Here is a 14025-nt window from a genome sequence, read left to right on the forward strand (position 1 = left end):
GTCTCTTCGCCCTGCCTCCGCTTTCCAGCGTTGCCTCTCTACCCCATACACGTCAACCGATACATGAAACGTAGTACGTGTTTTTGGCTGCCGGAATGCCAGGTCGGTATTGTTGGAGCATGGACGGAGTGCCTGAGCCACACACCGGATGGACGTTCCTCACCAACCATGCCCGGGTGCTGGCAGCCATCGCCGACAACCACAGCGCCCGCATCCGCGACATAGCGGCGCACTGCCGACTCACCGAACGCGCCGTGCAGAAGATCATCGCGGACCTGGAGCAGGACGGTTACCTCTCGCACACCCGGGAGGGCCGCAGCAACACGTACGAGATCGACCCCGGCAAAGTGCTGCGGCACCCGGCCGAGGCCGGTCTGACCGTGGCGTCGCTGCTCTCCCTCCTCGTCGAGGACGAGGCCGGCCGCGCGAGCGCCCCCGGCCGGCCGCACGCCACGACCTGACCGCTCGACTCCGCGTTCGGTCGGTCTCCGCCGCCCACCGCCTACGGCGCTGCCAGCACGTCCCGCGCAAAGGCGTTGGTGAACTTACCGACGGGGTCCAACTCCCGCGCCAGCGCCCGGAAGTCACCCAGCCGCGGGTACAGCCCGCGCAGGACGGACGCGGGCACGGTGAACACCTTCCCCCAGTGCGGACGCGCCTCGAACGGTGCCAGCGCCTCCTCGACCCGCCGCACCACCGGCAGCACCGCCTCCGTGTCCTCGACCCAGGTGAAGTGCGCCGCCACGGTGTCCCGGCCGAAGGACGGGCTCAGCCACTGGTCGTCGCCGGCGACCGTGCGCACCTCGCAGGTCTGCAGGACGGGGGCGATCGTCCCGCGGATCGCGTCGAGCGCGTGCAGCATCTCGACGGCGTGCCCGCGCGGCAGCAGGTACTCCGACTGCAGTTCCGCCCCGCTGCTCGGGACGAACTCGGCCCGGAAGTGCGGCAGCCGCTCGTGCCAGGGCCCCGGCGCCCCGAACTGCTCGGTGCAGTTGACCGCCGGCATACCCGGCACGGGGTGCTTCTTCTCGGTGGCGGGAGCGGCCCAGGGGAAGGCGGGCAGCGGCTGGTCGGTGCGCCGCTTGAGCCACACCTGCCGGAAGCCCGGCGCCCGCCAGTCGGTGAACAGGCTGACGCTGTACGCCGTCGCCATCACCGTCTCGAACGTCCCGGAATCCAGACCCTCCAGGGGCAGTTCGGTGAACACGTGCTGCTCGGCGTCGAAGGCCGGTTCCAGGTCGAGGGTGAGCGCGGTGACGACGCCGAGCGCGCCCAACGCGGTGACGGCCCCGCCGAACCGCTCCTCGTCGCGACCTATGCTCACCGTCGAGCCGTCCGCCGTGACCAGCTCCACCTCGCGCACGGCCGACGAGAGCGGGCCGTTGAGCACTCCCGAGCCATGGGTGCCGGTCGCGACCGACCCGGCCACCGAGATGTGCGGCAGCGACGCCATGTTGTGCAGCGCCAGACCCTGCCCGTGCACCCGGCGGGCCAGCTCCGCGTACCGTACGCCGCCGCCGACCCGGACCGTACGGGCCGCCGTGTCGACGTCCACCTCCGGCGGCAGGCCGGCCAGTGACAGCAGCACGCCCCCGGCCCCCGGCTCGGCTATCTCGTTGAACGAGTGCCCACTGCCCAGCACCCGCACCCGGTCGCTGCCCGAGACGAGCGCGCGCAGTGCGGTGAGCGAGCCCGGCCGGTGCAGTTCCCCTGCCGCGTAGGTGATGTTCCCCGCCCAGTTGGTCACGGTCCCGCGCATCACGTCGTCCTTCCCCTAGGCAGCGGGGCCGGCAGACCCCCGCCGCGAACCTACCCCGGCGTCCGTTGCCCCCGCCGCCCGCCTCGGCCTACCGTGGAGACGTCGTAGAGAGCGTTTTCTATGCCGTCTGCTGTGCCGTCCGTTCCCCCGTCCGCTGTCGAGCCGGAAGGTCACTCCCCTTGAGCCAGCGCCCCCAGGCACTGTTCGCCATGGCCCCCGAGAACGTGCCGCAGGTCTTCCCGCCCGAGGTGCTGGCACGACTGCGCGAGTCCGTGGACCTCGACCCGGCCCTCGTCGCGCGGGACTTCACCGACCCGGGCGTGCGCGACGCCCTGGCCCGGACCGAACTCCTGATCACCGGGTGGGGCTGCCCCCGCATCGACGAGGCGGTCCTCGACGCGGCGCCCCGGCTGCGTGCCGTCCTGCACTCGGCCGGGTCGGTGAAGTCCTTCGCCACCCCCGCGATCTGGCAGCGCGGCATCGCCGTCTCCACGGCCGCCGCGGCCAACGCGCTGCCGGTCGCCGAGTACACGCTCGCCATGATCCTGCTCGCCGGGAAGGACGTCCTCGCCGCCCGCGACCGGATGCGCGCCACCCGCACCTCCTCCGGCTGGGGCATCGTCCCCGGCATCGGCAACTACGGCCGCCGCGTCGGCGTCGTCGGCGCCTCCCGCATCGGCCGCCGCGTCCTGGAACTGCTGCGCCCCTTCGATCTGCGTCCCGCCCTCACCGACCCGTACGTCGACGCGGAGGAGGCCGCCGCGCTCGGCGTCCCCCTGCTGCCGCTGGACGACCTGCTGCGCACCAGCGACATCGTCACCGTCCACGCCCCGGCGACACCCGAGACCCACCATCTGATCGGCCGCCGTGAGCTGGCCCTGATGCCCGACGGGGCGGTGCTCGTCAACACCGCCCGCGGAGCGCTGGTCGACCACGACGCCCTCGTGGCGGAACTGCGCACCGGGCGCCTGACCGCGATCCTCGACGTCACCGACCCCGAGCCGCTCCCCGCCGACTCGCCCCTCTACGACCTGCCCGGGGCCTTCGTCACCCCGCACCTCGCCGGCTCCCAGGGCAACGAGCTGGCCCGGCTCGGCCTGACGGTCGCCGAGGAGGCGGAACGGCTGCTGACCGGAGGGGGACTGGCGTACGGGGTCGACCTGGCGGCACTGGAGCGCGCGGCCTGAGAGAAGCGCGGGGCCGTCGCTGAGCGCTCCTGGGTCAGGACCATGCCCCCAGCGCATGGCCTGCGACGACGGCGCAGAGTGCCAGTTGGACCGCCCCGATGTATCGGTGCCCCAGCCGCAGCAGCAGGACGCCCGTCACTCCCACTGCCAGGGCCAGGGCGCCGAAGCACACCAGCGGTGCCCAGTCCGTGGGTGGTGCGTCGGCTGCGGTCCGTCCGGGGCCGGGTTCCATCCGGCCCAGCGCTCGGACCGTGAGCAGGAGGACGACCAGCAATCCGGCCGCCGCGTCCGCCATCAGCACGAGCAGCAGGAGACATCCTGCGGTGAACGCGTCCTTCCCGCGGGAAGGCTGTTCGTCGGCGAGTTCGGGCATGTCCGTATCGTTGTGCGGAACTTCCCCCTCCACCCGGGCCGTCGCAGACTCGCAACCCAGGCGTACTCCGCTCTTCACGAGTCGCGCCCGGCCTGCCGGTCAGAACCAGTGCAGGCAGTGCGGGGAGCGCTCGGCGCGGAAGAGGGCGTCGGCGAGGGTGGCCGCGCCCGGGCGGTGGGACCGGATGTGTCCGGCACGCACGAGCGTGCTCGGGGCGGTGCCGCCGAGGTAGACGGAGCCCAGGTCGCTGATGTCCAGGGACAGGTCGGGTTCCCGGTCCGTCGGGACGCAGTCGGCCTTGCCGTTCCGGACGGTCAGCAGGCAGCGGTGGTGTTCACCGAGGAACGGGTCGTCGATGTCGAGGACGAGCTCGCCGTCCGTGAACCAGCCGCGCGCGGTCAGCGCACGCGGGACGTCCAGCGGCCGCACCCACAGCCAGTCCATGTCGCCGCTCACCTCGCCGGCACGGAAGTCGGCGAACTGCCAGCGCAGCGGGTGACCGGGCGGGACGTGCTGGAAAACGACCTGAGAGACCAGGTCGTGGCCGATGACGAACCGGGCCAGGGCCGTGAAGACGGCGTCGTCGCCGGCGATGGTCTCGTCGACCGTCAGGGTGCCGGACTCGATCGAGTAGCTGGCGTACCCGTCCGGGACGCCGTCGGCACCACGGTGGACAGCTATGTAGCGCGGCGCCGGCGAGATCGGGGGTTGCCCCGCGCGCAAGGCCCACCAGCGGTGCGGCCGGGACAGCGCACCGGGCTGGGCGCGGCGGTACCGGTCGTAGACCTCTTCCAGGATCTCGCCGCACTCGGCCCGGCGCAGCACCTCGACCGAGCCGGTGCCCGGACCGGTCGCCGGCGCGTCGGCCGTCCCACGTGCCCGGGGGAGGGCGAGGGCGGCCCGGTGGCGGGGCACCGTCAGCCGCGCCGTGTAGGTCGCCGGTCCGTAGCCGAACCTGCCGTAGATCGGGGCCTCGGAGGCCAGCAGCACGGAAAGGAACTCCCCGCGGGCCCGCAGCTCGGTGAGCTGATGCCGCATCATCGCGCTGAGCACGCCCTGGCGCCGGTGCGAGGGCAGGACGCCGACGGCGGTCACCCCGGCGGCCGGGACGAGGGTCCCACCGGGCAGGGTGAGCTCGAAGGAGTGGGTGGCGGCGGTGCCGACGGGCCGCCCGTCCGCCGTCAGGGCGAGCACGCAGCGGTCCGTTTCGAGCGCCGACCACCAGAGCCCGCCACCCTCGACCGGGGTTTCCGGGAAGCGCCCGAACGCGGCATGGACCGTGTCGACGAAGACGTCGAGATCCTTGTCGGTCGTGGGACGGATCTCCATTGCCGCTGCCTCCTCGGGGAACCGGCACCACGACGCGTGGTGTCCGGCCACAGTGCAGCGTCGACCCGTGACCAGGGCAAGCGAATTACGGCCGGGCCCGTCGGGCGGGTTCGGGCCGGCGAGGAACACAAGGCCCGTACGCCAGATCAGGGGGACCCGGTACCCGCTTCGCACACCCATGGGCATACCGTGAGGAGTCGTACGTCCGAACCGGGAGGAGAGACGGGATGGGCAGCGGCAGCCGTACCGCGCTGGTCGAGGATCTGATGGAGCGATTCCCGCACGTCCCGCGGGAGGCCGTCTTCAAGGAGGACCTGCTCCGGGGCGGCGTGGCCTTCGACGCGTCCGCGCTCAGCGACAACGAGGGTGGTGAGGTCAAGCCGAAGTCGTACTTCATCTTCTCCTTCGACCACGGGACCCTGCCCGAGCTCGGCGAGGCCGCGCTGCGCCGCCCGCCGGAGGAGATCATCCTCACCGGCGGCCCGTACGACCTGCGCCGGACCGTCGTCTCGGTCCGCGTGAACCCCTCCTCGCCGTACCGCGTCGCCGCGAACGAGGACGGCGTGCTCGGCCTCTACCTCGACGGCAAGCGGATCTCCGACGTGGGCGTGCCGCCGATGCCCGAGTACTACCGGCACACCCTCGCCAACGGGAAGTCGGTCATGGAGGTCGCCCCGACCATCCAGTGGGGGTACCTGATCTACCTGACCGTCTTCCGGGTCTGCCAGTACTTCGGCGCCAAGGAGGAGTGCCAGTACTGCGACATCAACCACAACTGGCGCCAGCACAAGGCCGCCGGGCGGCCGTACACCGGGGTGAAGGACGTCGAGGAGGTCCTGGAGGCCCTGGAGATCATCGACCGCTACGACACGGCGAAGGCGTCCACCGCCTACACCCTCACCGGCGGCGCCATCACCAAGACGGTCGCGGGCCGCGACGAGGCCGACTTCTACGGCCACTACGCCAAGGCCATCGAGGAGCGCTTCCCCGGCCGCTGGATCGGCAAGGTGGTGGCCCAGGCGCTGCCGCGCGACGACGTGCAGCGCTTCAAGGACTACGGCGTGCAGATCTACCACCCCAACTACGAGGTGTGGGACGAGTACCTGTTCAAGATGTACTGCCCCGGCAAGGAGCGGTACGTCGGCCGCGACGAGTGGCACAAGCGGATCCTCGACTCCGCCGAGATCTTCGGCGCGCGCAACGTCATCCCCAACTTCGTGGCGGGCGTGGAAATGGCCGAGCCGTTCGGCTTCACCTCGGTCGACGAGGCCATCGACTCGACCACCGAGGGCCTGCGCTTCTTCATGTCGCACGGCATCACGCCCCGCTTCACCACATGGTGCCCGGAGCCCACGACCCCGCTCGGCAAGGCCAACCCGCAGGGCGCGCCGCTGGAGTACCACATCCGGCTGCTCCAGGCGTACCGGCAGACCATGGAGGACTTCGGCCTCTCCTCGCCCCCCGGCTACGGCCCGCCCGGCGCCGGCAACGCGGTCTTCTCCGTCAGCTCCTTCATGGACAGTCTGCCGGCGGACGCGAACACGCCTGTCTGATAACGCTTTGATGACGTCCTTCATCATGGGCGTACCGCGTTGAGCACGGAGCGGACCGGGACCGTATGGCCATCCGAGAGTGGAGTCGTGGGGTACGTCCGCCCTGTGCTGACATCTGAACACGGCGCTTGTCAGTTGTGTGAGTGACGTGAAAAGCTCTTGCCCTGCCGCGAGGGTCCCCCCAACTCCATTACCTATGTGGTGAGTTGACCTCGCTTGTGGATGCAGGAGACTCATGCCCGACCTGCCGACCCCTCAGGACGCCGCCGAGGCCGCGTTGTTCTCCGAGTGCTGGGACGCGGTTCTCGCGTACGCCGATCTGTGCACGTCCGGTTCCACCGCCGCCGCACAGCTCGGCCGCGAGGCGTTCGCACACGGCACACGTGAGGCACGCGCGGCCGAAACCGGCCCGGTCCGGGGCACCGGCCGCCGCCCCGCCCGGCTGCCCCGCATACCCCTGCTGCTGACCGCCGTCCGCACCACGGCCGCGGCCTGGGAGGAGGAAGGACAGGGCCACAAACTCGACCCCGACCTCCGCCTGTGGCTCAACTCGGACAAGGCCGCCCGCTACACCGGACCGCCCCTGCAGCGCCCGCTCGCGCTGCGCGGTCTGCGCGACCTCCAGCAGGCGGACGCGGAACTGCTGTGGCTGGCCGAGGTGGAGGCACTGCCGCTGCCGGTGGTCGCCCGCCGCCTGGGCCTGGACCCCGCCACCGTCGCCGAGGAACTCCAGCAGGTGCGCACCCTGTTCCGGGACCGTTGCCACCGCAACCACCTCGACACCCCGATGGACGCCCAGTGCCGCAGCTATGCCCGGCTGCTGGACGCCGTCACCCGCTCCTCCGCCGCCGACGCCCCGGGGGACCTCTCCCGGCACCTCGCCACCTGCGTGCAGTGTGCCGAGGCCGCGGCCTGCCTGCGTCTGCACGGCGGAGGACTTCCCGGGGCACTGGCCGGCGGGGTGATCGGCTGGGGCGGGCTCGCCTACCTGGAGCGCCGCCGCCGCGCCGCCGAGGTGCGGCTCGGCGCCGGCCGTCCCGGCCCGGCGGACCAGGCGGCCGCCGGGCAGGAGGAGGACGAACAGAAGGCGCGCGTCGCCCGCAACGGTCTCCTCGTCGCCGCCGTCCTGGTCTCCGTGCTGGCGCTGGGCGTCTCGATGATGCCCTTCGGCGGCGACGACCTGGCCGCGCGCGACGACGTCGGCCGTCAGACGGTGGCCGACCCCAACCCGTCCCTGCCGTCCCCGCCCTCGCTGCCTCCCGCGACCTCGAAGCCGGCCGCCACCACCGGGGACAGGGAGCACACCCGCAAGCCGGACGAGCCGAGCACGTCGGACAAGCCGGAGGGCGGCAACGACAACCGCCGGACCGAACCCCAGGGCACCTCCTCTCCCACCGGCCGGGCCGAACCGGAGGAGAGCGAGGAATCCACCTGCCGGGTCGAGTACGACCTGGTCAACCAGTGGCCCGACGGCTTCCAGGCCACCGTCACCGTCACCAGCAGCGAGGCCCTCGACTCCTGGCGCGTGTCCTGGTCCTTCCGGGACGGCCAGCGCGTCGGCCAGATGTGGGACGCCTCCGTCTCCCAGGACGGCTCCCGCGTCACCGCCACCGCCGCCGACTACAACAAGTCCGTCGCGGCCGGCTCCGACCTGACCTTCGGCTTCATCGCCTCCTGGCGCGGCAAGAACTCCCCGCCGTACGCCTTCGAGCTGAACGACCACGCCTGCGCGAAAAGCAGTTGACGCGACGCCGCCGTGACGGGATAGCGTTACGGCGGTTCTGCGAACCGATCTACGACGAGTTCTCCAGCGAGTCGAGGAACGAGGAGGTGTTGACCGATGGCTGTCACCGCGATGAGCGCTGCCCGCATCCAGTTCATCAAGTCCACCTCCGTGGCCGCCGGCTGATCCGACCGACTTCTCGGGCCGGGGGCCGACCTTGGAAAGGGTCACCCTTGACTTCCAGCTCTGCCGCATCCGTTTTCTCCGCGCTCGCTCCCTACGGCTGGGACGACGCCTGGGCGGACGAGTTCGCCCCCTACTCATCCGAAGGACTGCTGCCCGGACGCGTGATCCGGGTCGACCGCGGGCACTGCGACGTCGTCACCGCCGACGGCGTGCTGCGGGCCGACACCGCGTTCGTCACCCCGCACGACCCCCTGCGGGTCGTCTGCACCGGCGACTGGGTCGCCGTCGAACCCGGCGGCAACCCTCGCTACGTCCGCACCTGCCTCCCGCGCCGCACCGCGTTCGTCCGCTCCACCTCCTCCAAACGGTCCGAGGGGCAGATCCTCGCGGCCAACGTCGACCACGCCATCGTCGCCGTGTCCCTCGCCGTCGAGCTCGACCTCGGCCGCATCGAGCGGTTCCTCGCCCTCGCCTGGGAGTCCGGGGCACAGCCCGTCGTCGTCCTCACCAAGGCCGACCTCGTCCCCGACGCCGTGACCCGCTCCCACCTCGTCCAGGACGTGGAGACCAGTGCGCCCGGTGTGCCGGTGGTGCTCGTCAGTGCCGTGCACGGCGAGGGGCTCGACGTGATCGCCGCGATCGTCGGCGGTGGGACGTCGGTGCTGCTCGGGCAGTCCGGCGCGGGCAAGTCCACCCTCGCCAACGCCCTTGTCGGCGAGGACGTCATGGCCGTCCAGGCCGCCCGGGACGTGGACGGCAAGGGCCGCCACACCACGACCACCCGCAACCTGCTCGTCCTGCCCGGCGGGGGTGCCCTCATCGACACACCCGGGCTGCGGGGTGTCGGGCTCTGGGACGCCGAGACCGGCGTCGGGCAGGTGTTCTCCGAGATCGAGGAACTCGCCGAGCGGTGCCGCTTCCACGACTGCGCCCACGAGGCCGAACCGGGCTGTGCCGTACTGGCCGCCATCGACTCCGGCGAGCTGCCGGAGAGGCGACTGACCAGCTACCGCAAGCTCGTGCGGGAGAACCAGCGGATCGTCGCCAAGACGGACGCGCGGCTCCGGGCGGAGATCCGCAAGGACTGGAAGCGGAAGGGAGCGATCGGACGCGCCGCGATGGAGGCGAAGCGCGGACCGCACTGGCGTTCGTGACGGCTGTCTCGCGCCGACCGGGCACGTCAACGTCGTGTCCGATTTCCGCCAGCGACATCCCGGCCGACGGCGGAGACTGGACCCTGTGACGGACGAGGACACGACGGAAGACACGACGGAAGACCCCAGGTACGAAGCCGTACGCAGCCGCGACGCCCGTTTCGACGGCGCCTTCTTCTTCGCCGTCGAGACGACCGGCATCTACTGCCGGCCGAGCTGCCCCGCGGTCACCCCGAAGCGGGCCAACGTACGGTTCTTCGCCACGGCCGCCGCCGCGCAGGGCTCGGGGTTCCGGGCCTGCCGGCGGTGCCGCCCGGACGCCGTGCCCGGCTCCGCCGAGTGGAACGTCCGCGCCGACGTGGTGGGCCGGGCCATGCGGCTCATCGCCGACGGTGTGGTGGACCGGGAGGGCGTCGCCGGCCTCGCCGGACGGCTCGGCTACAGCGCACGGCAGGTGCAGCGGCAGCTCACCGCCGAGCTCGGCGCCGGGCCGGTCGCCCTCGCCCGGGCGCAGCGGGCCCACACCGCGCGCGTCCTGGTGCAGACGACCGAGCTGCCGATCACCGAGATCGCGTTCGCGTCCGGCTTTCCGAGTGCGCGTGAACTACAGTTCTAGCATGTCTGGCGTGTCCGGGTCGGTCCGTTTTCCCAGACAAGTCGCCGTGTACTGAGGCCCGTTCGTGCCCCCTGGGGTCCGTAGCGTGGGCTGCATCAACCCAGCGCGATTGACGGAGATTCGCCATGCCTCAAAACGTTCGCCGACTTCCGTGGACCGGACCTAACGGTGAAGCGGAGTATGCAGCGCCCGGTGAAGTGGACGACTTCGCGGACGCTGAGGAAGCGCACATGATCCGTACGGCGCGCAATGACGCCCGGTACGCGTTGGCCATGGTCGACCGCCCAGACGTTTCGCCTGAGGACCTTCGTAGGCTTGTGCGCTCGATGGTCGACCACGTTGTGTGCGTTGCGCGGGTAGCGGACATGCGCGAAGAGCGCCTGAAAGATCCGTCGTACGGTCCGGCAGTGCGCGCCATTGAGGGGGCGTTGCGTAAGGCTCTTCCGTCCCGCTGATCTTCGTACGCATGAGCCCAGGCATGGCTGGGAATGCGCCCCAGCATGTACGACGCTGTGAGGGTTGCTGAGGGGCTGTCAGAAGCCGAAGCCCGCCGGATATGGCACGAGCACGCGGCAAAGCTTGTGACTATGGGCGAAGCCGAGTACGGGCGCTGTGTTGGCGTCAGACACCTGGGGTACGGGAAATGGGCTGTGTACGTCGGCATGCAGGACGGCGCCCCGATTCAAGAGCCGCCGGTTCTGAGGAAATAGCGAGGCCCCGTTCAACGCCCGTAGGGGTGGCGTTGAACGGGGCCTCTTTAGTGAGGGTCCTATGCTGCCGCGCCACGGGCAACTATGAGTGCCACAACGGCCACCCATGCGACCCATGCCGCAGCGACCACTAACCGGCTCATGTGGGTTGCCATTCCGCGCGCTGTCGGGTCTGCCCCCGGTGAGCGATCACCCGGTGTGCCCGGAACAGACGCAACAACCTAACCCCCTCTTCTGACGGACCGTCGGCCGTGCGCCATGCCATGGCCTTGTCCCGCAAAGCCCGGCACTGCAAGCACGCGTTCGGGTCCACAGGTCCGGGCCGCTGGATTAGGTATCGCATGGGCACATCGTCAGCGAGTCGGCTACCCAGCAAGCCGGGGCCGGTACGGGGCGCTTCGTCCATCACGCCCCCTCTTGCCGTGCGCAGTGCGAACACTCGGGGTACAGCGGGCACGGGGGAAGCGCACGCGGCGGAAACGCGATAACGCCGGATACGGGGTCGAGCGTTCCGCCGTATTCGGTCCACCACGGGGCCGGTATGGCTTCCTGGCCGTTCAGGGGGTCGTCCGGCAGGCTGACTAGCTCCGGGGCCGGTAAGGCGCTCACACGGGCGCTTACGCGCTTTTCCGGGGTGCTCACGACTTCTCCTTAGCCGGGCAGTCCTCGGGGAAGTGCCGGTAGGTCACGTTCGGGGAGTCGGTACGTCGGGCAACCTGCGTCGACTTGATCGGCTTGTTGCAGTCGGCGCAGTTGGTGCCGGGGGGCGCATAGGTCGCGTAATCGAAGTCGCCCGGTTGAAGCACTGAAGCCGTCCTTCCGAGTCGGGAGCACGGGGAAGGACGGCTGGGCGCGTTCGGTGGGAGGGTCCCCCAGTCGAACGACAGCGACCTTCCCCGCGCAAACACGCGGTCCGCTGTGATCATGTGTTGTTGTCCCTACGGTGAGTTGATCATCCGTTAGGTGTGTTGCGAGTCACAGGCTACGCCTACGAAACGGTTTCGTCTCCCGTTTCGTCACGGGCTGTTGAGGGGTCGTCCGTAAGGGTGTACGTCGTGCGCCCCACGGTCACCGACGTTGCGCCGTCCCTGATCGCTTGTGCGGCACGCTCGAAGTCGCCTGCCCGTTCCTTGTTCTCTCGTGCCACCCGTTCCCACATAGCAGCTTTGCCCTCCAGTTTGGCTAGCACAGCACCGACGCTCGTGAAGCTCTTCGTCTTGGGGCCGACAGCGCCGCTCATGAAGTCGTCGTCAACGTCCATGCCGTGAGGGTACGCAAAAGAGCCCCGCACCAACCGCCTATGTGGCAGTCAGTACGGGGCGGGTGCTGCGGTCGCCTACTCCTTATGGGTCAGCGCGTGCCGCTCCTTCCACGGTGTCCACGGGTCGTCTGGGTACTGCCGGTTATGCGTGGCCACGCAGCGATCACACAGCGGCGTTTTCACGCTTCGGGCGACGGCTTCCGGCGACGGCTCGACGCGTACAGGCTGATCGTCCGGCCCCCGCTCGACGTCCGGCGGGAAGCCGGTCTCTGGATCAATGGCAACCGTGTTGACGCACTGGGGGCAGGCAGCGAACTGGGTTCGGCAGGCGGCACACCTGGAAGACAGGGCTTCGTATCCAACAGTCATGGCGGCACCGTAGCTGCGCCCACTGACAACGCACAGAAGCCCCGCACCAACCGCCGGGCAGGCAGTCAGTACGGGGCTTCGTGCGCGGAGCGCTTACACGGTCAGCTCTGCGTCGAGCTGGGCGAACTTCCGGCGGACAGTGGCAGGGTGCCGACCGGCGGCGGCGGCTACCTCAACCGGGTTGAGCTTGTGGCGCCAACCTTCCTCAATGATCTTGTTGGCTTCGGCGTTCGGCAGGCGCTTCTTCGGCTCTTCCTCGGCAGGCTCCGGCTCGCCGTCGGTAACCAGCTCTGGCACGTCCTGGGCGACCGGCTCCGGCGCCGTCTCCGGCTTCGTGACGTCGTCCAGCCACTCAGCGACGTTCCCCACGAACGGTGCCGGTACAGGGGCGCTCAGGGGCGTGTACGTGGGAATGTCGACGTGCCGCCGTACTGCGTCCCGCTCAGCGTCGGCAAGCGCCTTCATATAGACCGGCCCAACCTCCGCGAGAAGCATCACCAGGGCGGGTGCGATCAGGTGGACGGCAACGCCGACCCAGTCCCGCGCGCTGACGCTCAGCCACACGTTCAGGAACACGCTCGACAGTCCCGTGACCCAGCGGAAGGCAACCGGCCACCTGCCCAGGTTCGTGACGCCGTACTTCGCCAGGGTCGACTCTGCGCTGAGCGACATGATGAAGGCGGCGTCGACTATGAGCCCCAGGACCCAGCCGGACCATTCCCATTCGCTGTGCGCGCTGACGAAGGGGGTTGTCGTCATGAGGCTGTAGAAGACAAGCCCCACGATCAGGAACCAACGCCCCGACGTCAGCACGCGCCGTGTTCTCACAATGGCCTTCGTGTCCAACTCCCTTGTCCCTTCGATGAGTTGATGTTCTCTCGAAGGCCAGTAAGGGAGTCGGTGACCTAGCGGGCTGTGCCCAGTTGCTCAGCGGCCAACTCGGCTTGCGCGTCCCAGACAACCCAGGGTTCGCCGTCCGGCGCGTACCGGCCTAGCTCCGGAGTCCAGCGCCACGAGTAGACGGCGACCGTGTTCCCGCTGTGTGCCCCCCGGGCGACAAGCCGGAAGCGCGGGGGGCCGCTGTGTTGGAACATCGTGGCGATGACGACCCCGTAAGAGAGCATGATTCGAGTCAGTTCGTGTTCGGTGGCGGCGTGTTCTTCTCCAGCCGAACCGTGACGATTCGATGGGACCCATTTCCATCCGCCTTCAGGTGTGGGGGCAGGTATCTCTACACACACACGGACCGTAGGAAAGCCTTCGCATCCCAACGCGCGCACCCCGTTCTACTCGTGGCTTGTTCCGTGCCATGGGGGGTGGCAGAAACCGCGTACCCCAGTGATCACCGGTAACACAGGGGTCCCATAGGTCACTTTGCGTAGCACTTTTGGCCAAAGGTAGTTTGTGAAATTGTGAAATGGTAGTCAATGAAAAACCCCTGACTACTCACGTGAGTAGTCAGGGGTTTCGCCCTGGTCGTCAGCGCCGGAAGATGTGTGCCTTCGTCGGGTTCCGGTCACAGGTGTCGCCGTGTCGAGTGCATCGAGGCTCTTCCATCTCACGCGCCGTCGGCATGCCGTCGAGTGCTGCGCTGAGTCGGTCGCGGAGCTTGCGTGCCGTTTCGATGCGCATGCTGATCATGTCCCCAGCGGAGCCGTCCGGCAGGGTAGGACCGGCGAGCCACATCAAGAATCCGTCGTCTTCAAGCGGAGCTTCACGGAGTACAGCGGCGGCGTCTTCCCAGAACTGAGCGATCATGGCGGGCTTCCCTTCGGTGGTGAAGTTGAGGCTTCACCGTAGCACGT

The 14025-nt window shown here is 69.6% G+C and carries 12 protein-coding genes and 1 pseudogene; 7 read left to right on the forward strand and 6 right to left on the reverse strand.

Features of this window, described 5'->3' with window-relative positions; all coding sequences use genetic code 11:
* Positions 1-119: 119 nt before the first annotated feature.
* Positions 120-461 (forward strand): helix-turn-helix transcriptional regulator, encoded by a 342-nt coding sequence (locus IE97_RS0117825; RefSeq protein ID WP_030900250.1) that lies wholly within the window; start codon positions 120-122, stop codon positions 459-461.
* Between the two features lie 41 nt (positions 462-502).
* On the opposite strand, the gene IE97_RS0117830 is transcribed toward IE97_RS0117825, so the two are convergent.
* Positions 503-1759, reverse strand: a complete 1257-nt coding sequence (locus IE97_RS0117830) for a D-arabinono-1,4-lactone oxidase (protein WP_030240628.1) — start codon at positions 1757-1759, stop codon at positions 503-505.
* Positions 1760-1938: 179 nt separating this feature from the next.
* Here IE97_RS0117830 and IE97_RS0117835 point away from each other — a divergent pair, with 179 nt between their 5' ends.
* Entirely contained in the window at positions 1939-2946 is a 1008-nt protein-coding gene (locus tag IE97_RS0117835; RefSeq protein ID WP_030240629.1) for a hydroxyacid dehydrogenase, read from the forward strand.
* A gap of 34 nt (positions 2947-2980) precedes the next feature.
* Here the strand turns inward: IE97_RS0117835 and IE97_RS0117840 are convergent, their stop codons facing one another.
* Entirely contained in the window at positions 2981-3319 is a 339-nt protein-coding gene (locus IE97_RS0117840) for a hypothetical protein (protein WP_030240630.1), read from the reverse strand.
* Positions 3320-3418: 99 nt separating this feature from the next.
* On the reverse strand, positions 3419-4648 hold the full coding sequence (locus tag IE97_RS0117845) for a GNAT family N-acetyltransferase (RefSeq protein ID WP_030240650.1): 1230 nt from the start codon (positions 4646-4648) through the stop codon (positions 3419-3421).
* A gap of 227 nt (positions 4649-4875) precedes the next feature.
* On the opposite strand from IE97_RS0117845, the gene IE97_RS0117850 reads away from it, so the two are divergent.
* The 5 genes and pseudogenes from IE97_RS0117850 (at position 4876) to IE97_RS0117875 (ending at position 10590) form a co-directional block, all read left to right on the forward strand.
* Positions 4876-6201, forward strand: a complete 1326-nt coding sequence (locus IE97_RS0117850) for a radical SAM protein (protein ID WP_030240653.1) — start codon at positions 4876-4878, stop codon at positions 6199-6201.
* A 235-nt stretch (positions 6202-6436) separates the two neighbouring features.
* Positions 6437-7945, forward strand: a complete 1509-nt coding sequence (locus IE97_RS0117855) for a cellulose-binding domain-containing protein (RefSeq protein ID WP_030240657.1) — start codon at positions 6437-6439, stop codon at positions 7943-7945.
* Between the two features lie 212 nt (positions 7946-8157).
* Positions 8158-9264: a ribosome small subunit-dependent GTPase A gene (gene rsgA, locus IE97_RS0117860; protein WP_030240662.1), complete on the forward strand. Its 1107-nt coding sequence runs from the start codon at positions 8158-8160 to the stop codon at positions 9262-9264.
* 76 nt (positions 9265-9340) lie between these two features.
* Positions 9341-9868 (forward strand): annotated as a pseudogene (locus IE97_RS0117865) (bifunctional transcriptional activator/DNA repair enzyme AdaA); the annotation flags it as partial.
* A gap of 512 nt (positions 9869-10380) precedes the next feature.
* On the forward strand, positions 10381-10590 hold the full coding sequence (locus IE97_RS0117875) for a hypothetical protein (RefSeq protein WP_158708310.1): 210 nt from the start codon (positions 10381-10383) through the stop codon (positions 10588-10590).
* Positions 10591-11578: 988 nt separating this feature from the next.
* On the opposite strand, the gene IE97_RS40400 is transcribed toward IE97_RS0117875, so the two are convergent.
* From IE97_RS40400 to IE97_RS0117900, 3 genes are all read right to left on the reverse strand, one after another.
* Complete coding sequence (locus IE97_RS40400; RefSeq protein WP_234323989.1) at positions 11579-11851, reverse strand: hypothetical protein; 273 nt, start codon at positions 11849-11851, stop codon at positions 11579-11581.
* 462 nt (positions 11852-12313) lie between these two features.
* Positions 12314-13066 (reverse strand): hypothetical protein, encoded by a 753-nt coding sequence (locus IE97_RS0117890; RefSeq protein WP_030240679.1) that lies wholly within the window; start codon positions 13064-13066, stop codon positions 12314-12316.
* 633 nt (positions 13067-13699) lie between these two features.
* Entirely contained in the window at positions 13700-13978 is a 279-nt protein-coding gene (locus IE97_RS0117900; RefSeq protein ID WP_030240686.1) for a hypothetical protein, read from the reverse strand.
* Positions 13979-14025: the final 47 nt, after the last annotated feature.

It is taken from the genome of Streptomyces sp. NRRL S-455, assembly GCF_000717875.1.
Classification (GTDB): Bacteria; Actinomycetota; Actinomycetes; order Streptomycetales; family Streptomycetaceae; genus Streptomyces.